We start from the raw sequence: 25,507 nt of genomic DNA on the forward strand, positions 1-25,507 counted from the left end.
TCTCAGGGAGAAGGACTGCCACACCTGTTTTGAATGACGTTTTTTTCAACAGGATTCAGAAACGCCTGAAGAGGCGTTGCCACGGGTTTGACTATAGACAGGATGTGCACCGGCCCGGGCAGGTTAAGCGGGAAATTTCCTACACAACGGAGTGACGAGTCCTACATTTTCGCCAGTGGCCGTCAGCGATGATTTTCAGCGGAACAAAGTGCTCGTCATTTTCTACGCCCTGAAAGATCCGCTGTCAGCATCGACCGTTACAAGTCAAACAATCGACGGTGTGTTTTCAATGTATTTCAGGTGCGAACTCAGAAGGGCGAGTAGTTGTTTCAAAAATAACTATCCCATCGAGATTCAGTCATGAAAAAGATTGTCGTTGTTACTGCCGCTACCGTTGTAATGGGTCTGGCTTCCCTGGCGAACGCCGCCACTCCGCCTACTGGCAACCCGGGCACTATTCGCTTCACCGGTGAGATCGTTTCCGGCGCGTGCGGTATCGATGCCAACTCCCTGGACCAGACCGTTCCACTGGGTCAGGTACCTGCCAACACCTTCAAGGCAATCGGCGATCGTTCGAGCCCTGAGAAGTTCGACATTGTCCTCACCGAGTGCGACACCTCGACCCAGAAAAACGCCCGTTTCACCTTCACCGGTGTGCAGGATCCAACCGTTCCAGAGCTGTTCGCCACCACCGGTCTGGCGCAGAACGTCGGCATCCGTCTGCAGGCCAGCGCCGGCGAAATGCTCGACAACGGTAAAGAGCAAGTGGCTCCGGTAGTTCTGCAGAACGGTAACAACACCGTTTCGTTTGCTGCCATGTACGAAGCGACGGCGGCCACCGTCACTACCGGTGAAGCTGACAGCGTTGCCAACTTCACCGTGGCTTACAACTGATACGCCCGTATCAGTGAGGTAAGAGAAAGGGGTGCAAACCCCTTTTTTTATTGCGCTTGAATCATTCGATAGGGTTTCTCCCTTGTATCGTCGCACTTTCATTCTGTCCTCTCTTTGGTTGGCAATCAGCCAGGCACAGGCTGTCGAGTTCAATTCGGACTTTCTGAATATTGATAACGACAAGAATGTCAGCCTCGGGCAGTTTGTGCATGCCGACTACACCGTGCCCGGCACATACTTGCTCGACATTGCTGTCAACCAACGGTACTTCGGCACGCGCTCGATTGAATTCAAACCCGGCGCTGACCCACAGCAGAGTTATGCCTGTCTGACGCTGGATCTGGTGCAGACCTTCGGCCTCAAGCCGCCACTGCTGGAAAGCTTGCCGCGTACGGCGAACGGGCAGTGCGTGGATCTGGCCAGCGTGCCCGGCGTGAGCATCAAATACCTGAAGAACCTGGCACGCCTGGCAATCAGCATTCCCCAGGCATCGTTCGAGTACGACGACCCCAACTACATTCCGCCGGCAGCCTGGAGCAATGGCTTGAATGGCGCGCTGCTCGATTACCGGGTGATCGCCAACTCGCGTCAGTCATCGGCGTCTGGCAATTCCACTCGTTCGAATTCGGTGCAGAGCTACGGCACGGCCGGTCTGAACTTCGATACCTGGCGCGTGCGTGCGGACTATCAGGCTCAAGTACGCAACGACAGCCAGGGTGATGACATCGGCGACAAGCCGTTTCAGCTGAACCGCTTGTACGCCTATCGCGCGCTGCCCTCGATCCGCTCGAAGCTGTCGGTGGGCGAGGACTACCTGAACTCGGACGTGTTCGATACCTTCGCCCTGCGTGGCGCGACCCTGAGCAGTGACGACCGTATGTTGCCGCCCAATCTGCGCGGCTATGCACCGTTGATCAGTGGTCTGGCACGCACCAATGCCACCGTCACGGTTTCCCAGCAGGGGCGCGTGCTGTATTCCACCACCGTGACCCCGGGCGCGTTCAGCATTCAGGACTTGAACAGCAGCGCCCAGGGCACGCTGGACGTCACTGTGCGCGAAGAGGACGGTACCGAGCAGAAATTTACCGTATCCACCGCAGCGGTGCCGTTCCTCGCCCGTGAAGGCGAGTTGCGCTACAAGCTGTCCGGCGGCCAGCCACGGCTGGACGGCGCGCGCGGGATCGAACCGGGTTTTGTCGCCTCGGAACTGGCGTACGGCTTGCCCCATGACTGGACCGCGTATGGCGGCGTCCTCGCTTCCTCGGGTTATCTGGCTCATGCCGTCGGGCTGGGCAAGGATCTGGGCGCGTTCGGCGCCTTGTCGGCCGACGTCACCACCTCCCGCGCCAAGTTGCGCTGGAACGGTGAGCAAGTCACCGGTAACTCGTACCGCATCAACTATTCCAAGCACTTCGATGGCATTGGCACCGATCTGCGCTTCCTCGGTTATCGCTTTTCCGACAAGACCTTCACCAACTTTTCGCAGTTTATCGGTGACCCCGACTCCTACTCGATGAACGCCGGCAAGCAGCGCTATTCGGTGATCCTCGCCAAGAGTTTCCCGTGGTTGTCCACCAGCCTGTCCTTCGACCATTCCACCTATTGGGATGCGCCGGATGCCGATCGGGTTGGCGTGTCGCTGGCGCGCAGTTTTTCCCTGGGCAACGTCAAGAACATCAACGTCAACCTGTCGGCGTACCAGACGCGCAATGCCTTGCAGAACGACTCGCAGATCTACCTCGGAGTGACCATTCCGCTGGGCGGCAATTCGACGATGTCGAGCAACATCCAGCACAGCGGTTCCGGTGGCTATGCCGGCAATGTCGGTTACAGCCACGACACTGGCGAGGGCGTGAACTATCAGGTTTACGGCGGCGTCGGCGACAACCGCTACGTCAATGCCTACGTCGGCAAACGCACCTCGACGTATCGCGCCAATGCCTCGGTCACCACCGATGGCAGTACCTACAGCTCGGCCACCGGTGAAATTGATAGCTCGCTGGTGGTGACCCGCTATGGCGTGGCGGCCCACGGCAACGGCTCGAACGGCGATACCCGATTGCTGGTGTCCACCGACGGCGTGCCGGACGTGGCGTTTGCCGGTCGTGCCCGAACCAACCAGGACGGTTACGCCGTCATGGATGGCCTGCCGTCGTTTCAGGCCTACGAGGCCCGGGTCAACATGGAAAAGCTGCCGCTCAACACTGAAGTCAGCAACCCTATTCAACGGCTGGCGCTGACCGAAGGCGCGATCGGCTACGTGAATTTCCCCGCGGGGCAGGGGCACAACGCGTTCGTCACGCTGCTGTTGGCAGATGGCAGTGCAGTGCCGTTCGGGGCCTCGATTCAGGACAGCAATACCAACAAGGAAGTGGGCATCGTCGGCGAGGACGGAGTGACGTACCTCTTGGGCGTGAAAACCGACGCTCGCCTTGTGGCGCGTTGGGACGACAGCAAAAGCTGCGCCCTGGCCGAACTGCCCGTCGAAGACATCGTGACCAATGTCTCGCATCCCTTGCGCTGCCTGTAGGGCGGCGCCCTGACTTTCTGGAGATTTCCTATGAATTGCCAACCCAACTTGCAGCGCTGTAAATCGCTGCTCCTGACGCTGTCCATGAGTCTGCCGCTACTGGCCAACGCCGCGGTGGTGCCGGATCGGACCCGGGTGATTTTCGAAGAAGGCGCGCCGTCGGTGAGTGTCACCGTCGGTAATCGCAGCCCGGAACTGCCCTTCGTCATTCAGTCATGGATCGAGGATGAAAGCGGCAAGAAAATCAGCTCGCCATTCATGGTGCTGCCGCCGCTGCAACGGATCGAGGCCAAGGAAAGCACCATTCTGCGCATCGTCAAACTGCCCGATACAGTGTTGCCCACGGATCGCGAATCGGTGTTCTACCTGAACATCCGCGAGATTCCGCCCAAGACTCAGGCGGTCAACGCGATGCAGATTGCGCTGCAATCGAAAATCAAACTGTTCTACCGTCCCAGCGGGGTGAAGAGAGAGCGGGGCGCCGATCTGGCGTTGGGGCTGAACATCAGGATCGACCCGGCCGCCAAGGCGTTGCTGGTGGATAATCCGACGCCGTTTCACATCACCATCGTCGGATTGCAGGCTGGCCCCGAGAAGACCGCGATGCCGATCGACACAGTGATGCTCAAACCGATGAGCAATACCCGTTTTGCGCTGAGTCAAACCGGGTTCAACACCTTGCGTGTGCTGAACATGAACGACTTCGGTGGTCAGACTGATTCGCTGTTCCAGTGCGCCGCCAACGTGTGCAAGGGCGTGCAGAAATGACGGGCTGGCTGCGCCGGCATCGACGCAAGGCGCTGCAAGTGTGCGTCGCGTCGTTGCTGTTGGGGTTTTCCCAGGCGTCGATGGCGCTGTTCTGCAAGTCGATGACCAATGGCGACTATCTGAGCGAATACATCGGCCCGGTCTCGGTGCCCGACAGTGTGCCTGACGGCACGATTATCTGGCGTTCAAGAACCCAGGTGGTGCCGGCGCAGTGCTGGAAACCGCGCGATATACACTTTGCCGAAGATGATCCGATCTATTTCTACGGCAACCCGGCGCGCCTGGACGCCACACCATGGGGCATCGAGTTCGGTCTGGTGTACCGAGGCGTCACGGCGTGGGACGGCGACTGGAGTTCCAACCCGGCGATGGGCGTGAATACCGGGTTCGTGTCTCCGGGATGTCCGACGGCGGGCACCGCCGATGAGGTTAAAGCCTGTTCGATGGTCTACCCCAACATCGCGTTTCAGGTGGTGATCCGCAAACGCGGACTGCTACCGTTGCAGCGTCCGACGCAGGATACCTACGACGTGTTCCAGTTCGACGGTCTATACGGTCTGAACGGCGGGCCGTCCAACCCGTTCGGCAACTTCCGTTATCAGCTCAGCGGTTTGCAGAACATCGTCGGCACTGCCTGCACGGTTGATGTCACCGTGACGCCGGAGCCGGGCATCGTCGACTTCGGCGTGGTGCAGAAAACCAGCACCGGTTTCTCGCCGCCCAACCCGACCAAGCCGTTCAGCCTGGCGCTGGACAAGCATTGCAGCACGCCGGTCAATATCGGTGCGACGTTCGTGACGGCCAACCAGCAGGGCGCATACAACATTCTGCCCGCGGCGGACAGCCAGTTCGCGATCCAGATCCGCGATGCGAAAAACAACTTGCTGCCGATCAACGAACCGTTCGACCTGGCCAGTTTTGCCGCGGACGTGAGCCATATCGACGTGCCATTGAGCGCGTCCATGGTGTCGCTGGGTGACCCGCAGGTCGGGCCGTTCAATGCCATCGTGGTGGTGCAGGTCGTGTATCACTGATCTCGACGGCTCGGGCACAGAGGACGCCGGAACAAGTCTTGGGAAATTTCCTACATGACGCAGGGATAAATCCTTCCTCGAAAGGCCCGCCTAACCGCCATCATTGTGCCTTCAGGTTTGCAAAATAATGGAGGTGACGATGACCACCCCACGTGTTCTGGTGATGGAAAAACATGGGTTCGAGCGCAATATTCTGGGCAGGATGTTGCGCCAACTCGGCATACATGACGTGCTGCAAGCCGAAGATGCCGAGCAGGCGATGATCGCCATGCAACGCAGCGGCGGCGTCGATATCGTTCTGTGTGACCTCGGGGGCAAGGGGCTCGACTGCCTGGAGCTGTTGCGTTATGCCAGTCCGATCGGACTGGTCAAAGCCGTGGCCCTGTTCAGCGAACACCAGCCCGAATTGCGTCGTGCGGTGGGGCAGATGGCGAGTCTTTCGGGCCTGCAATTGCTCGGTGTTCTCGATGTGCCGTTGCAATTGGGTGCGTTGAGCCGGCTGCTCAAGCGTTACCGTTGTCCGCCGCCGCCTCTATTGCAGGCGTTGGCCGTCACCGAGTTGCCCAGCGAGGAAGAGGTGCGCCGGGGCCTGGCCATGGGCGAGTTCCGTGGCTGGTTCCAGCCCAAGCGTGTGATGAGGGACGGCCGGCTGGCCGGTGCCGAGGCATTGGTGCGCTGGGAACATCCTGAAAAAGGACTGTTGTTACCCAAGGACTTTCTCGCTGCGGTGCTGGCCTACGACTTGATTGACGAGATGTTCAAGCAGTTGTTCGAGCAAGGGCTGAACATTCTCGGCATTTTGCGCCGACAGGGAATTGCCCTGGAACTGGCGTTCAACCTGCACGCTTCGCAATTGTCCAGCCCGAGTCTGATCGAGCACATTCAGCGCACCTTGCAGCGTCATGGCATTTGCGGGTCGGCCCTGATGTTCGAGCTGGCGGAGAACGGTCTGCTGGATCTGCATGCCCAGGTTCAGGAGAACCTGCTGCACATGCGCATGCTGGGGTGTGGTCTGTCGATCGATGATTTCGGCTCGGGTTTCTCGTCACTGAAGCTGTTGTGCCAACTGCCATTCAACCAGATCAAGCTCGATGGCCAGTTCGTGCATAACTTGAGTGAACCGCGAAATCGCGCCATGGTGGCCAGCACACTGGCACTGGCCCGGTCGCTGGACATGACCCTGGTGATCGAAGGTGTCAGCAGCCGGCAAATTCGTGATGCACTGGTCGCCATGGGCTGCCAGATTGGCCAGGGTTTTTACCTGGCCAAGCCGATGTCCGGGCACGACCTGCTGCAATGGTTGCACCAGGCAGCATTCGAGGCGCAGAACGTGCCCTCAGATTAGGCGGACGCTTTCCAGAAATTTCCTACAATTCAGTCGGGTTCGTGTACTTTTGTTGAGCTATCGACTGGCCGACGGGTTCATCGTTGCACCATGGACGTCTTGTCACCGGAGTCATCCGGCGTGTCTTACAGGGGTTTACATGTATAAAGCTTTGATTGTGGATGACCATCCGTTCATTCGCTCTTCGGTCAAGATGCTGTTGCAGCACGAGCAGTTCGAAGTGGTCGCCGAGGCTGACAACGGTGCCGACGCCGTGCAACTGGCCCGCGAACACTTGCCGGATCTGATCATTCTCGACATCGCCATCCCAAGGCTTGATGGGCTTGAAGTGCTCAGCCGTATCGCCGCATTGCGCCTGCCCAGCAAGATTCTGGTGCTGACCTCGCAGTCAGCGCTGTTCTATTCGATGCGCTGCATGAAGGCCGGCGCCGCCGGTTTCATTTCCAAGACCAATGAGCTGGATGAGTTGGTCAAGGCGATCAAGACTGTGATGGACGGCTACACCTTCTTCCCCAATCTGGCCAACAGCTCGGTGCGCCGCAGCGATGTCGAAGCGACCGATCTGGAGTTGATCCAAAGTCTGTCGGACCGCGAGCTGGTGATTCTGCAGCAACTCTCCATGGGGCTGACCAACAAGGAAATCGGTGACGCGATGCTGATCAGCAACAAGACCGTGAGCACTTACAAAACCCGCCTGATCGAAAAGCTCAACGTCAAGTCGGTGGTGTACCTGGCTGACTTCGCCAAGCGTAACAACCTCATCTGAATGAACAGACTTCTGAAACGTTGCCTGGCAGGTGCGGTGCTGTTCTGTTCGCTGGCCGGCGGCCTGGCCTGGGCAGATCCGCCACAAACCCTGCACCTGCTCGGACGCTCCAGCGTGGACGATTACAGCGTAGGCCTGGATGAGGCCGACTGGAGCTGGCTGCGCAGCAAAGGCGTATTGGTGTTGGGGTCAGCCGCGCCGGATTATCTGCCCTTCAGCATCACCAGCAACGGTCGTGATTACGAAGGCGTCACGGCCGACTATGCGCATCTGCTCGGCGAGCTGTTGCACGTCAAAGTCAAAGTCCAGCGCTACAAATCCCGGGCCGAGGTGTTGGCGGCGCTCAAGTCAGGCGAGATCGATCTGCTGGGCAACTCCAACGAATTTGAAGCCGCCGACCCCGAACTGGTGCTGTCCGAGGCCTACGCCGAAGATCAGCCGACGCTGGTCACCCGGGTGGGCGATAGCCAGAACCTTGATCCGGAACTGGCCGACAAGCGTGTCGCCATGCTCTATCACTACTTGCCGCCAGAGACCGTCGAAGCCTTTTATCCAAAAGCGAAGCTGCAGCTGTATCCGTCAACGCTCAGTGCTCTTGGTGCGGTGGCATTCGGGCAGGCTGATGTGTACCTCGGCGATGCGATCAGTGCCAATTACCTGATCAACAAGAACTACCTGAACAACGTACAACTGGCCGACTTTTCGCGGATGGAAGTGAGCAACTTCTCGTTCGCCCTGAGCCGCAACAACCCGCGTCTGCTGCGTATCATCAACGCCGCGCTGCTGGAGATTCCGGTCACCGAACGCATGACCATCCTGCGGCGCTGGAGCGCCGGCGGCGCAAGCATGCCGGGCCAGCATCAGTTGCATTTCAGCGTCAGCGAACAGCGCTGGCTGGACAAGCATCCGCGGTTGCGCGTGGTCGTCAATGACAGCTTTCTGCCGTTGTCCTTTTATACCGAGGAAGGCGAGTTTCGCGGGATCAGCGCTGACGTGCTGTCCAAGGTTTCGTTGCGCACCGGGTTGAAGTTCGATGTGCAGCGGGTGAACTCGGTCGGCGAAATGATCGAGTCTGTGGTCAGCAACAAGGCTGACCTGCTGATTACCTTGACGCCCAGCGCCGAGCGCGAAAATATCCTGCGTTTCACCCGACCGTATCTGGCCACGCCATTTGTGCTTGTCAGCCGCACGACGCCCGGCAGCCCGAGCACCCTGGATGACATGGCGGGCAAACGTCTGGCGGTGATCACCGGTAATGCCACGCGCGACATGCTTACCGAGCAATACCCGAACATCCACCTGGTCGATGCCGATAACGCTCAGGACGCGATGGCCATGGTGGTCAACGGCGAGGCCGATGCGGCCGTCAATTCGCTGATTACCGCGCGTTACATGATTTCCCGCCAGTACCGTGATCGCCTGCGCATTACCAGCACGGTGGGGGTGATCAATGCCCGCGTGTCCTTCGCTACCGCCCGCGGTTCACTGGAGCTGTATTCGATTCTGGACAAGGCCTTGCTGAGTATCGCCCCGGAAGAAATGGACGAATTGACCAACCGCTGGCGCAGTGAAGTGGTGGTGGGCGACAGCTATTGGCTGCGTAATCGCACGGCGATCATTCAGGGCTTTGTCGCGGCTGCCGCACTGTTGTTGATTGCGCTGGGCTGGATCGCCTACCTGCGGATGCTGATGCGCAAGCGCAAGCAGGCCGAGCAGGCGTTGAACGATCAGGTCGAGTTCATGCGGGTACTGATCGACGGCACGCCGCATCCGATCTACGTGCGTGATCGTGACGGGCGCTTGTTGATCTGCAACACCGGTTATCTGCAGGTGTTCGGTGTCGAGCGCGAGCAGGTGATCGGCAAGACGGTACTTGAAGGCGTGCTGGGCAATCCGGATGAAGCGGCGACCTATCACCGCGATTACCAGCAGGTCATGCAGGATGGCTTGCCGCAGATTCAGGATCGCAGCCTGAGCATGGTCGACGGTCGGGTGCTGACCATTTACCACTGGATGCTGCCGTATCGCAGCAGCAATGGCGACGTCAGCGGGATGATTGCCGGCTGGATCGACGTCAGCGAGCGCCAGCGTCTGCTCGCCGAGTTGCGCGAAGCCAAGGAGGGCGCCGACGACGCCAACCGCGCCAAGACTACGTTCCTCGCGACCATGAGCCATGAAATCCGTACACCAATGAATGCGGTGATCGGCATGCTGGAACTGGCGCTGAAAAAAGCCGATCAAGGGGTGATGGATCGCTTTGCCATCGAAGTCGCCTCCGGCGCGGCCCGCGGCTTGCTCGATTTGATCGGCGATATCCTCGACATTGCCCGCATCGAATCCGGGCGCCTGTCGCTGGCGCCGGAGCGCGCCAACTTGCGCGAGTTGCTCGAATCGGTGGTGCGCATTTTCGAAGGGCTGGCGCGGCAGAAGCATCTGCAACTGCAACTGGATCTGGATGCGCGGGCCAATCGTGATGTGCTGGTCGATCCCTTGCGCTTCAAGCAGATCATTTCCAACCTGTTGAGCAACGCCATCAAGTTCACCGCCGAAGGGCAGGTGCGCCTGAGCGTGCGGGTCGAGCCTCAAGCCGATGATCAGCACCTGAGTGTGGTCATCCGGGTCGAAGATACCGGGCACGGGATCAGCGAAGAGGATCAGAAACGCCTGTTCAGTCCGTTCACCCAGGCCGCCAACCACAACCAGTCCGCACGCAGCGGTTCTGGCCTGGGGCTGATGATCAGCCGCACGCTGTGCGAAATGATGGGCGGCCAGTTGACCCTGACCAGTGCGTTGCACAAGGGCACGCAGATCGAAGTCACGCTGGATCTGACCACCCTCGAACCGCTGGCGGAACTGCCGCCGGCAGAAACCGAGAACCGTGGATCCGGGCAAAGCCTGAATATTCTGGTGATCGACGATTACCCGGCCAACCGTCTGTTGCTGTCACAGCAATTGAGTTATCTGGGGCATCGGGTGGTTGACGCCGAAGACGGTGCTCACGGTCTTCGGGCCTGGCGCAATGGCAACTTCGATGTGGTCATCACCGACTGCAACATGCCGATCATGAATGGCTACGACCTGGCCCGGGCCATCCGTGACGATGAAGCCGCGCGAGGGTTAAAGCCAAAATTGATTCTCGGTTTCACGGCTAATGCACAGCCGGAGGAAAAGGATCGCTGCCGCGAGGCGGGGATGGATGATTGCCTGTTCAAACCCATCAGCCTGAAGAACCTCACTGCGCGGCTGAGCCAGGTGATGGGCGCCGAAACGCCAGTGGAGGTCAGTGCCGAGCCGGTGCCCGAATCCACCGAGGTGATGGATCTTGCCAGCCTGGAGCAACTGACCCGTGGCGACGTGGCGTCGATCAAGAGTCTGTTGGGCGATCTGGCCAGCAGCAACAGCGAAGACATGGCGCGACTGATGCAGTTGTTCAGCAAACATGATTTGCCGGGGCTGGCCGACCTGGCCCATCGGGTCAAGGGCGGGGCACGCATCATCAAGGCCCACGCGCTGATCCACAGTTGCGAGGCGCTGGAAACCGCCTGCAACGGCGCGGACTCCGTGCAGGTGACCGAGGCCGTGGATGCCTTGCATCAACACATGGATCGCCTGGCCGAGCACCTCGAAGACTATCTCGCCTGATCCATCGTAACGCCAAGGGCGGCGGGCCATTGCCTGTCCCCGCGTTCTGTACTTCCCAGCACTTTCCCCTCAAAACACCGGCCTTATGCCTGAGGCCGGTTTGGGGCAGTCCTGCGCGCAAATTTTTTGTTTTTCAAAGCGTTGCTTGGGAAACGTCCTACAGAACGGCTTGCAGCCTTCGGATAGTTTGTCGGCACTGACTGTGCACAGGCAGTTCCACAAGCATCAATCCGCAGGGGAGAGGTTGCCCCGGGATTACTTTTTCAGGCTGGAGCAGTAGATGACGAATACACAACGGGTAGGTACGTGGGCAGCGTTGCTGGCACTGGTCGCTGCGCTGAGTGCCTGCGCCAGCGCGCCGGCACCGGACGATCAGATCGTTCTGGCGAAAAACGCTGTCAATCGTGCCGTTTCGGCAGACGCCACGCAGTACGCGCCGCTGCAAATGAAAGCCGCTCAGGACAAGCTGTTCCTGATGGAACGGGCCATGGGCGAACGTAACTTCGTACAGGCGCGGACTCTGGCCGAACAGATTGAGGTCGACGCTAACCTGGCTGAACGCCAGGCGCGTGCGGTGAAGTGGCAGCAACAATTGCAGCAGTCCCGCGCCGGCATCCAGGTGCTCAAACAGGAAATGCTGCAGGCCCCGGATACGGGTTTCACCCCATCGGCCAATGCCGGCGAATAAGGAAAAAAACATGCGACATTCAGTACGTATTCCTGCCGTTTCGCTTTTCGCAGTCTTGATGGCCGGTTGCGCCGCACCACCGCTCAACAGTCATCTGCAACAGGCGCACGCGCAGTTCAGCGCGCTGCAAGCGAAGCCGCAATCGAACACGTTGGCCGCACTGGAAACCAAAGACGCGTTCATCGCCCTGAACAAGGCGGACGCCGCGTCGAACAACGATCGTCGTGATCCGGCCATTGATCAGTTGGCGTATCTGGCCAGTCAGAAAATCGAGTTGGCCGAGCAGACCATCCTCGGTCGCGAAGCCGAAGCGAGCCTGAAGAACATCGCCGCCGAGCGCACTCAGGTGCAGCTGGACGTGCGCACCCAGCAACTCAAGGCGTTGCAGGCGCTGAAGGCGAAGCCCACCGAACGTGGACAGGTCATCACTTTCGGCGATGTGCTGTTCGATACCGGCAAGGCTGATCTGAAGTACGGCAGCCAGCGCAACTTCCAGCAGTTGGCGGATTTTCTCGCGGCCAACCCGGAGCGCAAGGTGCGCGTCGAAGGCTTCACTGACACGGTCGGCAGCGATGAGCTGAACCTGCGTCTGTCCGAGCGCCGTGCTGCCTCGGTGGCTTCGGCCCTGGCGCAATTGGGCGTCGACAGCCACCGCATCATCACCGCCGGTTACGGCAAGCAGTATCCGATTGCCGATAACAGCAGCAGCCATGGCCGCCAGTTGAACCGTCGGGTTGAAGTGATCGTGTCGAATAGCGCCGCAGTGGTCGGCACTCGCAATTAAGGCTGGATTCAGCCGCTGAAACGCCCGCTTTCCGCCTGTCGGTCAGCGGGTTTTTTGTGCGTGAAGCCCGCGCTCACGCAAGGAAATTTCCTACAACGCGACGGGCGTGTTCCTACAGGGTTTGTCCTGTCACATCTCGATAATGGACCTCGTTGAAAGGCAAACCGCAACCCGGTGAGCCATTCACCAGTGGATGAAGCCCGAGCGGGTTTCCCAAGCCTCCTCATTATCTGGATAACGTTATGAACAAGTTTGCGCTCAAAAGTCTGGTTGCTGCTGTCATTCTCGCTGCGGGTTCTCAAGCTGCCATGGCGGCTGACGGCGAAATCAATTTCGTCGGCACCGTGACCGACAACACCTGCCCGGTGGTCGTGACTGACCTCAACGGCTCGGCCGGTGCCGGCGATGTTGGCCTGGGCAACGTACCGAAAACCGCACTGGCCAATGTCGGCGACGTCGCTGGCGGCGGCGCCTTCACCCTGACCATCGATACTGGCGCCCCAGGCTGCAGCGTCACCGGTAAAAGCGCCACGGTGAAGTTCCTGTCCCTGAGCGGCAACGCCGGTTCCAGCGGTCAGTGGATCGGCATCACCCCGGACGCCGGCGCCGCGACCAATGTCGCCGTACAGATCAAGGACGCCACTGGCAAAGACGTGCAGTTGGGCCTTGAGTCGGCTCCGTACCTGGACCTGACCCAGCCGCTGCGTTTCACCGCCAACTATATCGCCACCGGTGCTGCGACTTCCGGTCCGGCCAACGCCAAAGCGGCGTTCACCGTCGACTACGAGTAAGCCCTGTTGATGCGCCGCTGCTGTCCTGGATGGCAGTGGCCATCCCCTCGCTCGTGCCAGTGGCCGGGCGGCCAGAGGATGATCGAAATGAAAAAACTGACTTCCCCCTTCAAAACCGCATCGGCCATCGCGCTGCTGCTGGGCAGCACATTGCTGAGCAGCGTCAGTCAGGCCGGTGTGATGCTCGGCGGCACGCGGATCGTGTTCGACGGCAGCAAGCGTGATGCGTCCATCACTGTCAGCAACACCACCTCGCAACCGTACATGGTGCAGACCTGGGTCAACACCGAGGCGGATGACATGACCACGGCGACGCCGTTTGTCTCGACGCCACCGTTGTTTCGCCTTGATCCGCGCAAAGAACAGATGGTGCGGATCCAGAAAGTCGCGGGCAATCTGCCGACGGATCGCGAATCGGTCTTTTACTTCAACGCCCAGGAAATTCCGGTGGCCAGTGAGGGCAATGCCAACACGTTGAAGATCGCCATGCGCACCCGGGTCAAGTTGTTCTATCGCCCGACGGGCCTCAAGGGCACCGCGCTGGATGCCGCGTCGCAGTTGCAATGGAGCCTGACGCAGGAGCAGGGCCAGGCCGTACTGGTGGTCAACAACCCTTCGCCGTACCACGTGTCGTTCATTGGTGTGACAGCCAAGTCGGGTGCACAGAGCGTTGAAGTCGCCGAACCGAAAATGGTCGCACCGATGAGCAGCCAGCGTTATCCGCTGCCGGGCTTCAAGGGCACCAGCGGCGAAGTGGTGTACTCCGCGATCAACGACTACGGCGGCTACACCGATCCCAAGAGCGTTGCGCTGAGCGGCGCCCGCTGACGCTTCATCCCTTTTCCCTGCGATTGAATCGGCGTGCCACACCTGTGGCGCGGCGGCAGAGTAGTGAGTATTGCCATGCGAATCGAAGCCTCCTCCAGCTCCCGTTTTTCCGTGCCGTTTGCGCCGCTGCCGTTGTGGGTGGCCGTCGTGGCCGCGTGCCTGAGCAACGTCGCCCACGCCGGTGAACCGGCGAAGTTCGATGCAGGTTTCATGCAGTCGTTTGGCGGTGCCAGTGCCGGTCCGAACCTGGACCTGGACGCCATCGGCAACAGCGGCAGCATCGGCCCGGGCACCTACCCGGTGGTGATTCGCCTGAACCAGAGCTTCTTTGATCGTCGCGACATGACGTTTGCCAAAGACGAGGTCAGCGGCGAAGTGCGCGCGTGCCTGTCGCCTGCATTTCTGCAGGAGCTGGGGGTGAAGATCGAAGCCTTCCAGGTGCCCGGTGAAATCCTCCCCGATTGCATGGATCTGGCGGCGCTGATCGACGGTGCGTCGGTGAGCTTCGATGCCGGTCACCTGGCGCTGGACATCAGCGTGCCGCAGATCGCCTTGCGCCGCGATGCGGCCGGCTATGTCGCACCTTCGGAGTGGGATCGCGGGATCAATGCAGCGATGCTCAATTACCAGTTTTCGGCAGCGCAGACCCACAGCGATGCGCGCGGTAGCGGCAACCAGTACAACCTCTATGCCAACGGTGGCTTCAACCTCGGCGACTGGCGCTTTCGCTCCAGCTCTTCGTTCCGTCAGGACAAGGAGGGTGGCAGTGACTGGCAGCGCAGCAACACCTATGCGCAGCGCGATATCACCTCGCTCAAGGGCACCTTGACCCTCGGCGAAAGTTTTACCCCGGGCGATGTGTTCGACAGCGTGCCGTTTCGTGGCGTGCAACTGGCCTCGGACATGGGTATGTTGCCGGACTCGATGCAGGGCTATGCGCCGATCATTCGCGGCATTGCCGAAACCCAGGCCAAGGTCGAAGTGCGCCAGAATGGCTACTCGCTCTACACCACCTACGTGGCGCCGGGAGCCTTCGAGATCGACGACCTCAACGCCGCCTCGGGCAGCGGTGATCTGGAAGTGATCATCACCGAAGCCGACGGCCGCGAGCGGCGCTTTACCCAGCCGTACGCGACGCTGGCCAACATGTTGCGTGAGAAAACCTGGCGCTACAGCGTCACGGCCGGTGAGTACAACGCGGCCAACGGCGGCGAGCGCCCGATGTTCGGCCAGGCCACGGCGGCGTACGGTTTGCCGTTCGACCTGACGTTGTACGGCGGTTTGCTGGGTGCCGACTTCTATCGCGCCGGCACCGTCGGTGTCGGCAAGAGCCTGGGCAGCCTCGGTGCGGTCTCGGTGGACGTGACCCAGGCGCAGACCGATGTGCCGACGTCGGTTTCGGCCAAGGGTGAAAGCAAGAAAGGCCAAAGCGTCGGCTTGCGCTATGGCAAGGCATTCGAAACCGGAACGTCGGTGCGTTTTGCCGGTTATCGCTACTCCACCGAAGGCTATCGGGATTTCGCCGAGGCCGTGGATCTGCAGCAACCCAACGAATACAGCCAGTTCTCCAAACGCAGCAAGGTCGAGGCCAGCATCAACCAGGCGCTAGACAACTATGGCTCGTTCTACCTGAACATGAGCAAGCAGAACTACTGGGGCAGCTCGCGCGAAGACAAGCAGATGCAACTGGGCTTCAACACCCAGTACAAGGGCGTGACCTATGGCGTGTATGCCAGCAAGACCCTGACCGACTCGTTCGGTGACAACAACCAGTTGGTGTTCACCGTCTCGATGCCGCTGGGCCAGTCGCGCAACACTGGTACGTTCAGCGTGACCCGCAACAACGATGGCAGCCTCGATCAGCGTGCCGGTCTGAGCGGACGCGACGGCAACCTCAACTACAGCGTCAACGCCAACCGCGTCGAGAACACCGGCAACAATGGCTCGGCAATGGTCGGTTATCGCGCACCGTTTGCCCAGTTGGGCGCGGGGGTCAGCGTCGGTCAGGGTTACAAGCAGACGTCGGTCAGCGCCGCCGGTTCGGTGCTGGCGCACAGCGATGGCCTTGAATTTGGCCAGACCCTTGGCGAAACCGTGGCGCTGGTCGAAGTCAAGGACACGCCGAAGGTCGGCGTGCTCAACGCGCCGGGCACCCTGACCAACGACAAGGGCTACGCGCTGGTGCCGTACGTCACGCCGTACCGCAAAAACCGCGTGGCAGTCGACACCAGCGAGCTGGACACCAGCGTCGACATCGCCGAAGGCGTGACCAACGTGGTGCCGCGTCGCGGCGCGGTGGTCAAGGCGACGTTCGCTGCGAGCCGTTCGGAAAAAATCCTGCTCAACGTGCGTTTGCAGGACGGCAAGTTGCTGCCGTTCGGCACCACGGTACATGACGAGCAGGGCGCCAGCGTCGGTGTGGTCGGTCAGGCCGGTCAGGTGCTGCTGTCCGCCGGCAGCGGCAAGACCTACACCATGAAGTGGGGCGAGAAAGCCGCACAAACCTGTGAAATTCAACTGGATATCGGCAACACCCCGGCTACTGATGGTTACCGGGTGATGGATGCCGTGTGTCGAGGAATTCGTCCATGAAAAACCTGAAGCAAACATCGGCCCGTCGTGACATCCGCCGGCAAGTGGTTCTGAGTGTGCTGGCGCTGGCGACTGCGGCACTTTCGCAGATCGCCTCGGCGGATTGCTCGGCAATGGCGCCGACTCAGAGCGTGCACTCGGTGGGTGAGCTGTTCATTCCTCAGGATGCCCCAGTAGGCTCGACCATCGGCCTGGTGAAGTACACCCGCTATCCGTTGATCACTTGCACCACCACAACACCTTTTACTGTGCAGTTCACCATGCTCGGCGCCAAGAGTCCGACGATCCGTGCAGCCATTGGCGCGACGCAAGGTGGAGCACTTTATTCAACCAATGTACCGGGTGTCGGCGTGGCGGTGATCAACGAATCGCGTCCGTCCTACATTTGTCGCACGTCTGCCGACTGGTTCTTTCCGCTGACTTTCACCGGCTGCAATAGCGGCGGTTATACGCAGCAACTGAACAACAGCCTGATGCTGATCAAGACCGGACCGATTCCGGCGGGGACCAACGATTTCGGCGATCTGCAGGTCTACACCGCGGACACCAACAACAACGGCGTGATTCGTAACTGGATCACCGGCCGCCTGACCGGCAGCGTGACCGTGGCCGGATGCAGCATGCCCGAAGGCGTGGGCAGCATCATCGACGTGCCGATGAAAAACTGGGAGCGCCGCGTATTCAACGGGCCCGGCAGTGTGACCGAGACCCAGGGCTTCAACATCACGCTGAACAACTGCATCGCTGGCACCTACACCGGTAACCCGAGCTGGAACTATTTCAGCGGCAACAACGCCAACATCCGCCTCGACGGCGCCAAAGGTTCGATGATTGTCAACGCCACCCAAGGCGTACTCGGGCTCAACTCCGAAGCCACCGCCAGCGGCGTTGCCGTGCAGGTGTTGAAGAAGGACGGCACGCCGATGCCGCTGGGCGTCGATGTGCCGGTGATGCCGGTGCAGGATGGCAACACCGTGCTGGAGTTTGGCGCACGCTACATCCAGACCGCTGGCAATTCCACTGGCCCACAGCCGGGCAGTGCGACCGCCACGGCAAACTTCACCATTACCTACAAGTGAAGGCGTAGAACCTGCGCAGATTCATGTCAGGGTTGTTGGTGTGAAATTATTCGTATAGATTTTCATGAAATTATAAAAACATAATTTCATGAGGCGCCGAATGTTTCAGCAATCCCAGCAGCATGTCGCCAGTTATTACGCCCACAGTTGCGCCGATATTCTCAGCACACGGCCCGTTCTGGAAGGTGAGCACGACACCGAGGTGGTGATCATCGGTGCCGGTTTCAGTGGGCTGCACACCGCGTTGCGCCTGGCCCTGGCCGGCAAGCGTGTCACCGTGCTGGAAGCCAGTCGTGTGGCGTGGGCTGCGTCGGGGCGTAATGGCGGGCAGGCGATTCTGGGCTGGTCGTGCGACATGCCGCCGCTGGAGGCTGCGCTTGGATATGAGCGCGTCAGGCGTCTGTGGGACGGCATGCGTTGGGCCGCGCAGGAGCTGCGTGAATTGCCCGGGCGGCATGGTTTCGATTGCGACTATCGCCCCGGCCATTTGTGGACGTCGGTGATGCCGCGTCGAGTCAGCCTGCTGACTGAATGGCAACACGAAGCCAGTCACAAGTGGGGCCACGACGGTCTGCAGTTCATTCCCCGCGAAGACCTGCCGCAATGGGTCGCCAGTGAACGCTATCAGGCCGGCCTCTTTGACGCCGAAGGCGCACACCTCAATCCGTTGAAGCTTGCCCTGGGGCTGGCCGCCGCCATCGAGCGTGCCGGCGGGCGTATTCATGAGCAAAGCAAAGCGTTGAGTTATCAGCAGGAGGGCAACGGTTTCCGCGTCAATACCGAGCGCGGTTCGGTGAAGGCCGACGTGCTGGTGCTGGCCTGCAACGCCTATCTCGATCAACTCGACCCGCAACTCTCCAGCTGCATCCTGCCGGTTGGCACCTATCAAGTCGCCACCGCACCGCTGACGCCGGAGCAAGCCACTGCGCTGTTGCCGAGCAACGTCTGTGTGACTGACAACCAGTTCGTCCTCGATTACTTCCGTCGCACGCCGGACAACCGCTTGCTGTTCGGCGGGGGCTGCACTTATCTGGGCGGTATGCCCAAGGACATTGCGGCGGCAACTCGGCCGTTTCTCGAACGGGTGTTTCCGCAGCTCAAAGGCGTTGAATTGCAATTCGCCTGGGGCGGGCACATCGACCTGACGATCAAACGCACGCCTGACATTGGCCGTGAGGGCGATCGCTATTGGTTGCAAGGCTACTCGGGCCACGGCGTGCTACCGACGCTGGCCGCCGCCCGCGCCGTGTCCGAGGCGATTCTCGGCAAGGAAGATGAATTGGCGTTGTACCAGGGCCTGAGCAATGGCCGTTTCCCCGGCGGCAAATACTTCGCCGCACCGCTGGAAGCGGTCGGCAAAGCCTGGTATCGACTGCGCGACAGTATCTGATGAAGCTTTTCCCGGAAGATCAGCCATGAACAAGCAAGAAGAAATCGCTGCGCTGGCGATCCTGATCCACGACCTGCGCAAGCACAAGAAATACACCCTCAAAGAGCTGGCCGACAAAATCGGCCGTTCGGTGGGGTTTCTCTCGCAAGTCGAACGCGGCCTGTCGCGCCCGACCGTGGCCGACCTCACCGCAATCAGCGAAACCCTCGGCGTGCCGACTACTTATTTCTACAGTCTGCCCAAGCCCAAGGAGTTGCCGTGGGTAACCCGCCCGGACGAGCGCCGCACGCTGTATTACGCCAACGGCATCACCGACATTCTGGTGTCGCCGCAGATGCGTGCCTCGTTCTCAATGCTCGAAAGTCATCTGGAGCCGGGCGCAAGCAGTGGTGACCGGCACATGAGCGACAGCTCGGAGCAGGGCGGTTACGTGCTCGAAGGCGAATTGACCTTGTGGCTGGGCAACGACGACGAGCCGGTGACCTTAAAGGCCGGTGACAGCTTTCAATTCGACAGTCACACCCATTGCCGCTACGGCAACCTCACCGGGCAGCTCACCCGTGTGCTCTGGGTCTACACCTGATAACAACAAAGGATGAACACGATGGACGCTGTCTGCTCTGACCTGCTCGCCGAAGTGCGCGCGTTTCGCCAACGCTACCCCGAGGTGCGTTATGTCGACCTGATTTCCCTGGACATTCCGGGGCACTTCTACGGCAAGCGCTATCCGGTGGACATGCTCGAAAAAGTCGCGGCGGGCAGTGCACTGAAACTGCCGCAAAACTGCGTGCTGCTGGGCGTGCAGGGCGGTCTGTTCAAGATTGGCGATTACTGTTTCAACGACGGCGACCCGGACGCCGTGCGCCGGTTGGTCCCGGGAACGCTCAAGCCCGTGACCTGGGAAGCGCAGCCCCTGGGGCAGATGCTGATTACCTCCGACGGCACCGCCAAACCCATCGAGTTCGAACCCCGTGAAGTGCTGGCGAAGGTACTGGATCGACTGGCGGCCAAGGGCATTCACCCGGTGGTGGCCTTCGAACTGGAGTTCTATCTGTTCGACAAAAAACTGCGCGACGGCCTGCCGCAATTCCCTCGGGACGCGCTGACCGACGACGCCGATGATCAGCCGAACATGCACATCGAACGCCTGTCGCGTTTCGCCCCGGTGCTCGACGAAATGGTTGAAGCGACGCGGGCTCAGGGCATCGACGCCACGGTGATTACCGCCGAGCTGGGGCCGGGCCAGTTCGAGATCAATTTCGGCCATCTGGACGACGGCTTGCGTGCCGCCGACTGGGCGGCGCTGTTCTGTCGCAGCACCCGTGGCGTCGCGCTCAAGCACGGCTATCGCGCCAGTTTCATGGCCAAGCCCTACGTGGAGCATCCGGGCAGTGGCATGCACGTGCATGTCAGCCTGTATGACGCGGCCGGCAACAACTTGCTGGCCGCCAATCACCAACAACCGCTGCGTCACGCGGTGGCTGGGTGTCTGGACTTACTGCCGCAAAGCATGCCGATCTTCGCGCCGAACCAGAACGCCATGCGCCGCTTGAGCGGCACGGTGAACACCGCGACCAAGGCGAGCTGGGGTTACGAGGATCGTGACGCCTGCCTGCGCATTCCCGAGTCGGACACGAAAAACCTGCGCATCGAATACCGACTGGCCGGTGCCGACGCCAACCCGTATCTGGTGCTGGCGGCGATTCTGGTGGGCCTGGAACATGGGCTGGAATCAGGTAAAGAACCGATTCCGCCACTCAACGACGACCGCAACAGCGGCATCGACTTTCCGACGGAAATTCTCGAAGCGGTGCGCGCTCTGCAGCATCAGCCGCAACTGCGGGCGGGACTGGGCGCCGAGTTTGTCGACGTGTATTGCGAGAACAAACGTCAGGATCACCTGGCATTCATGCAGGAGATCAGTGCGCGGGAGTATCGCTGGTATTTGTGATTGCTGGTTCCGTGACTTCTACCGCACTTCACCAAAACCAATACGGCAGAAACTTCGGCGTGGGTTCGATCATGAGTTCCAAGTGGTAGGTGATTGGGTTGAAGAAAAACATATCCAGTATCAGAAATGCCGCTACCCCAAACGAAAGCGTCAAGAACTCGCGATAGGGATGTGCGACGAAGTACTCCTGTTTAACATGATAGAAGCTCAACAACGCGGACAGCCCCAAGCCTGCGCCGAGGTAGTTGGGCTGTAACGGGACATTGGCGAAGTTGTTGTAGACCAGTACCGCCACCAGCATCCCCAACCCCAGCATGGGCAACTTCAGGCAGAAGTTCAGCAGGCCGTTTCTGGCGCGTACGAAGACGGCTTCCTTGCTGACGAAGAGGTAGGCGGCCAGCAGCGAAATGGCCGGGGTGATTGCCAGGATGTAGCGCGCTTTCTTGGAACTGGGAACAGTGAACAGCACCAGCAGCACCAACAGCCACCCGCTCAGATAGAGCAGCAGGTCGATGTCTTTATCGCGGGTTGGGCGAAAGAACAGTTTGTACTTCCTGAGAATCACGTTGATGGCGTAAAACACCGTGATGCCGTAGGTCATCAGGCCGGCGGAGAAGTAGAAGTAATAGCGTGGCGCGTGGTCGGAACCGAAACGTCCGATGCCTTGCATGTTCAGCACGTCGTCGAGGAACGCTTGCCCCCCTTGCAAGTAGGCCGCCCATGCCAACAGCGCAACCCCCACCGCCAGAATCACACCCGAGAGCAATGAAAACAGCAGCAACATGCGCCACTGCCGGCTCAGCAAGTAATAAGCGCCAATGACACTCGCGGGCCCGATCAAGCCAATAGGCCCACGAAACGCGAATCCCAGCGCCAGGCCGAGGTACAGAAACACCAGGCGCCGCGGGTCCTTTTTCATTTCCGCCGAATAGGCAAAATAGAAGCACATCACCGTTAACAACGCCGGATAGATATCCAGTGCCAGCGAGTTGACGCCGTCAAGAAAGGCCCAGGTCAGCAGGCTGAAAAGAACGCCGTACGCACCCCATTTCTTGCTGTGCAGCGCCCCCAGCCGATAAATGAATACCAGCATCAGCGACGCGGCCACGCAGGACGGAAAACCCATGGAAAGAACGGACACCCGGCCGAACGGCAAGGAAACCAGATAGACCAGCAAGGTATTGAGGACCGTGTAGTCGGGATAAGGCTTGAGGTCGTCGGCAATCGGGAACAGCGTGACACCGTGCTGCAACATGTACTCGGCAAAGTCGACAAAGCGTGTTGTGTAGTTGAGGACAGCGGGTTTGTACTGCAATGCCATGAACACGGCCAGTGTCATGAAAAAAATGCTCAGGCAGGGATTTCTTGTAATCAGTCCCGTCAACATTCCAGCCCGCGAAGTGCGCTCTACAACAAGCGGGGCATCATATCGATCCATCGTTAACCCTTTAGTGAAGTTGTTCTTTTGACCGCAATCCTGACAGTCCGGTAATGCCTGCATTGAACTTGTGTGTGACGCGAGATTAACTTCGAGCCTAGCCCGCGGCGAGGACTATTCAAGCATGACGGCCCTAAACACACCCTGAACAGAACCGATTAAAGTCAACAGGAAAGCCGCATTAACGAAGCGTGTCGAAACGGGCTTTGTGCATTTCAATGATTGAATATTGACAGTGATGTAAGGCCGGCTAAATGACGCGCCCTTTCTTGGGTGACGAGTGATCGGCCGGCTCGGTCCTGACGCTTTTCAACAACTGTGCAAACGCGGTCTTGTCGATCGGCCGACTCATGAAGTAGCCCTGCACCTCGTTGCATTGATCCTTGCCGAGAATCTCCAGTTGTTCCTCAGTCTCGACACCTTCGGCGGTCACGGTCAGGCCCATGGCTTTGCCCAGACCAATGATCGCCTGCACCACCGCGCGATCATTGGCGCCGTTGCTGATCGAGGCGATGAAACGCTTGTCGATCTTGATCCCGTCGAACGGGTAGGCGCGCAGGTAACCGAGGGACGAGTAGCCGGTACCGAAGTCGTCCATGTTCAGGCGCACGCCCAGTTGCTTGAGCGCATTCATCGTCGCCAGCGCACCGTCGGTGTCGACCAGCATGACGTTTTCGGTGATTTCCAGCTCCAGGCGACTGGCCGGGAAACGCGTCCGCACCAGCACTTCGCGCACGTCTTCGACGACATCGCTGAGGGCAAACTGCGCCGGCGACAGATTGACTGACAACAGGATGTCCGCCGGCCAGGTGAGGGCGGTTTCACAGGCTTCGCGCAGTACCCAGCGCCCCAGCGGCACGATCAGGTCGGTCTGCTCCGCCAGGCCGATGAACAGGTCCGGCCCGAGCAGGCCCTTGGTCGGATGCTGCCAGCGCACCAAGGCCTCGACCGAGACGATGTGCTTGCCATCGACCGTATAACGCGGCTGGTAATGCAGAACGAATTCGTCGTTCTTCAACGCGCCGCGCAAATCGCTTTCCATCTGCCGGCGTGTCTGGATCTGGTCGCTCATGTGCGCTTCGAAATAGCACCAGGTGTTCTTGCCCTCGGACTTGGCCTGATACAGCGCGATGTCGGCGCAACGGATCAACTCGCTCGGCACGAAGCCCTGACGGCGGCTCAAGGCGATGCCGATGCTGGCGCCGACGTGCAGCGGGTGATGTTCGAAGACCATCGGCTGATGCAGGCTCTCGACCAGCCGGGTACAAAAGCGGTCGACCTCTTGCCGAGTGTCCATACCATTGAGCACCACGACGAATTCGTCACCGCCCAGGCGGGCGACGATGTCGAGCTCACGGGTGCATTCGCGCAGGCGACTGGCGACTTCCTGCAACACGGCATCACCGGCCGGATGCCCGAGGGAGTCGTTGATCGGCTTGAAGTTGTCCAGATCGATCACCAGCAGCGACAGCGCTGGCGCATGCTCCTTGAGTTGCAGTGCATCATCCAGGTAACGCGCCAACTGGTTGCGATTGGGCAGGCCGGTAAGGGCGTCATGCATCGACAGGTGCTGGATCTGCGCATGGGCGGCGACTTCGTCGGTGATGTCGCTGGCCGTGCCGCGATAGCCGCTCACGGTGTGCTTGTCGAGGATCGGTCGTGCCGACAACCGGCAGTGGCGTTGCTGCCCGGCATGATCGCGGTAGGTGCAACGCAGGTCGCTGGCATTGCTGTCTTCGGTAAGTTTCTTCAGCCACAGCTCCAGCGGCGTGGTATCGCATGACACCAATTGCCCGATGCTCTGGCCGATCCACTGGGTTTGCGGGTAACCGGTCACTTCGCTGAAGCGCGCCGAGAGGTAGGTCAGGCGCAGTTGATTGTCGACTTCCCAGATCCAGTCCGACGCCGCTTCGGCGACCGCGCGAAAGCGTTCTTCACTGGCTTCCAGCGCATGGTTGGCCGCTTCCAGTGCCTGGTTCGAGGCCTGCAGCGTGCTGAAGCTATGGTCGACGTAAGTGGACGAGCGCAAGGCGTAGCGCAGGAAATACGCAGTCAACAGCATCAGCACCACCAGCACCGCGCCGAGTGATGGTAGCAATGACCACAACAATTGCTGGCCGGGGCGTTCCAGATCCGCCGTCAGGCTGTAACCGGTGCTGTCCAGCGGCACGCGCGGTTGCGTCTTGGCGAGTTGATCATCCTGGGTCAGCATCAGGTTGTTCAGGCCATAGGCCGTGCCGAGTGCCTGCAGTTTGCTGGGCGTGAGCTTGTCGACGAACACCAGTACCGAGGTTTGTTTGGGATCGCCCACCGGACGCTCATCGTTAGGCAGGATAGCCGCCGCCGTGACCAGTGCCGGCCAGCCGTCGAACAGCGAATAGGTGCTGATGGGCACGGTCAGATCAGCCTGGCTCTGCACCTGATCCACCAGCGCGGCGGCGGTGACCTTGAGCCAACGCGAGAGGTCGCCGTTTTCTTGCTCGCCTTGCACCACGGCGTATTTGGTGCGTTGCCGATCCAGCACGAACACGCCGTCATAACCGTCAGTGGTGAACAGCGTTTTGCCGATGTTCTGCTGGGTATAGGCCCAGTCGGTGTCGACTTGGGCGTTCAGGTGTTCGTAGGCCGTGGTCCAGTCGGCGTAGCTGGTGATATAGCTTTTCGACGCGCTGATGCGATTTTCCAACGCACGGGCGGTATAGAACCGCGTCTCCTCGACATCCTCGCGATCCAGTCGAGTAGCGATGCTGAGCAAGGTGCCGATAGTGGCAATCACCCCAACGACAAACAGCGCGCCGACCGCGAAGGCCAGACGGCGAGTGATTGCACTTTGCTGAGGTGGAACCGGCGTTGCAGGAGCGAAAACATCCATATGCTCGTCCTTGAATCTGTAGCTGAATCATCTGGAACAGCGGCCCACGTGCAATGTTCAATGTGTTTGCCGGGTTTGCACCGAGACGGATTTCTCAAGCGTAGTGAATGCGCGG

At 60.0% G+C, this 25,507-nt stretch carries 18 protein-coding genes; 16 read left to right on the top strand and 2 right to left on the bottom strand.

Going from position 1 to position 25,507, the window contains the following annotated elements:
- The first annotated feature begins 360 nt into the window (after nt 1-360).
- From LCH64_RS02020 to LCH64_RS02095, 16 genes are all read left to right on the top strand, one after another.
- Entirely contained in the window at nt 361-894 is a 534-nt protein-coding gene (locus tag LCH64_RS02020) for a fimbrial protein (RefSeq protein ID WP_103483453.1), read from the top strand.
- A gap of 82 nt (nt 895-976) precedes the next feature.
- Nucleotides 977-3,424 (top strand): fimbria/pilus outer membrane usher protein, encoded by a 2,448-nt coding sequence (locus LCH64_RS02025; protein ID WP_226499325.1) that lies wholly within the window; start codon nt 977-979, stop codon nt 3,422-3,424.
- A gap of 30 nt (nt 3,425-3,454) precedes the next feature.
- The gene (locus LCH64_RS02030) at nt 3,455-4,192 is read left to right on the top strand and encodes a molecular chaperone (RefSeq protein ID WP_226499326.1); all 738 of its coding nucleotides are present in this window, start codon (nt 3,455-3,457) and stop codon (nt 4,190-4,192) included.
- Nucleotides 4,189-5,226 carry a fimbrial protein gene (locus LCH64_RS02035; protein ID WP_103483452.1) on the top strand — a complete coding sequence of 346 codons (1,038 nt, stop codon included), beginning with the start codon at nt 4,189-4,191 and terminating at the stop codon, nt 5,224-5,226. Before LCH64_RS02030 ends, LCH64_RS02035 begins: the two co-directional genes overlap by 4 nt.
- Before the next feature lie 139 nt (nt 5,227-5,365).
- Nucleotides 5,366-6,571 carry an EAL domain-containing protein gene (locus LCH64_RS02040; RefSeq protein WP_226499327.1) on the top strand — a complete coding sequence of 402 codons (1,206 nt, stop codon included), beginning with the start codon at nt 5,366-5,368 and terminating at the stop codon, nt 6,569-6,571.
- A gap of 139 nt (nt 6,572-6,710) precedes the next feature.
- The gene (locus tag LCH64_RS02045) at nt 6,711-7,337 is read left to right on the top strand and encodes a response regulator transcription factor (protein WP_103483451.1); all 627 of its coding nucleotides are present in this window, start codon (nt 6,711-6,713) and stop codon (nt 7,335-7,337) included.
- On the top strand, nt 7,338-10,979 hold the full coding sequence (locus LCH64_RS02050; protein ID WP_226499328.1) for a transporter substrate-binding domain-containing protein: 3,642 nt from the start codon (nt 7,338-7,340) through the stop codon (nt 10,977-10,979).
- A gap of 280 nt (nt 10,980-11,259) precedes the next feature.
- Entirely contained in the window at nt 11,260-11,667 is a 408-nt protein-coding gene (locus LCH64_RS02055; RefSeq protein WP_103483449.1) for a DUF4398 domain-containing protein, read from the top strand.
- A gap of 10 nt (nt 11,668-11,677) precedes the next feature.
- A complete protein-coding gene (locus LCH64_RS02060) occupies nt 11,678-12,451 on the top strand; it encodes an OmpA family protein (RefSeq protein WP_103520685.1) in 774 nt (257 codons plus the stop codon).
- A gap of 242 nt (nt 12,452-12,693) precedes the next feature.
- Complete coding sequence (locus LCH64_RS02065) at nt 12,694-13,242, top strand: fimbrial protein (protein ID WP_226499329.1); 549 nt, start codon at nt 12,694-12,696, stop codon at nt 13,240-13,242.
- Nucleotides 13,243-13,329: 87 nt separating this feature from the next.
- Nucleotides 13,330-14,070, top strand: a complete 741-nt coding sequence (locus tag LCH64_RS02070) for a molecular chaperone (RefSeq protein WP_103483446.1) — start codon at nt 13,330-13,332, stop codon at nt 14,068-14,070.
- Nucleotides 14,071-14,145: 75 nt separating this feature from the next.
- Entirely contained in the window at nt 14,146-16,662 is a 2,517-nt protein-coding gene (locus LCH64_RS02075) for a fimbria/pilus outer membrane usher protein (protein WP_226499330.1), read from the top strand.
- A complete protein-coding gene (locus LCH64_RS02080; protein ID WP_226499331.1) occupies nt 16,659-17,741 on the top strand; it encodes a fimbrial protein in 1,083 nt (360 codons plus the stop codon). The genes LCH64_RS02075 and LCH64_RS02080 overlap by 4 nt, the downstream gene beginning before the upstream one ends.
- A gap of 100 nt (nt 17,742-17,841) precedes the next feature.
- The gene (locus tag LCH64_RS02085) at nt 17,842-19,131 is read left to right on the top strand and encodes an FAD-binding oxidoreductase (protein WP_226499332.1); all 1,290 of its coding nucleotides are present in this window, start codon (nt 17,842-17,844) and stop codon (nt 19,129-19,131) included.
- Nucleotides 19,132-19,156: 25 nt separating this feature from the next.
- Nucleotides 19,157-19,714, top strand: coding sequence for a cupin domain-containing protein (locus tag LCH64_RS02090; protein ID WP_095135718.1), 558 nt, complete (start codon nt 19,157-19,159; stop codon nt 19,712-19,714).
- Nucleotides 19,715-19,735: 21 nt separating this feature from the next.
- Complete coding sequence (locus LCH64_RS02095; RefSeq protein ID WP_226499333.1) at nt 19,736-21,082, top strand: glutamine synthetase family protein; 1,347 nt, start codon at nt 19,736-19,738, stop codon at nt 21,080-21,082.
- Nucleotides 21,083-21,110: 28 nt separating this feature from the next.
- On the opposite strand, the gene LCH64_RS02100 is transcribed toward LCH64_RS02095, so the two are convergent.
- Together LCH64_RS02100 and LCH64_RS02105 are read right to left on the bottom strand one after the other, a co-directional pair.
- Nucleotides 21,111-22,421, bottom strand: coding sequence for a glycosyltransferase family 39 protein (locus tag LCH64_RS02100; protein ID WP_226499334.1), 1,311 nt, complete (start codon nt 22,419-22,421; stop codon nt 21,111-21,113).
- Between the two features lie 349 nt (nt 22,422-22,770).
- Nucleotides 22,771-25,392, bottom strand: coding sequence for an EAL domain-containing protein (locus tag LCH64_RS02105; protein WP_226499335.1), 2,622 nt, complete (start codon nt 25,390-25,392; stop codon nt 22,771-22,773).
- Nucleotides 25,393-25,507 lie beyond the last annotated feature (115 nt).

Origin of the sequence: Pseudomonas sp. MWU16-30322 (assembly GCF_020515535.1) — a bacterium.
GTDB lineage: Bacteria > Pseudomonadota > Gammaproteobacteria > Pseudomonadales > Pseudomonadaceae > Aquipseudomonas > Aquipseudomonas fluorescens_H.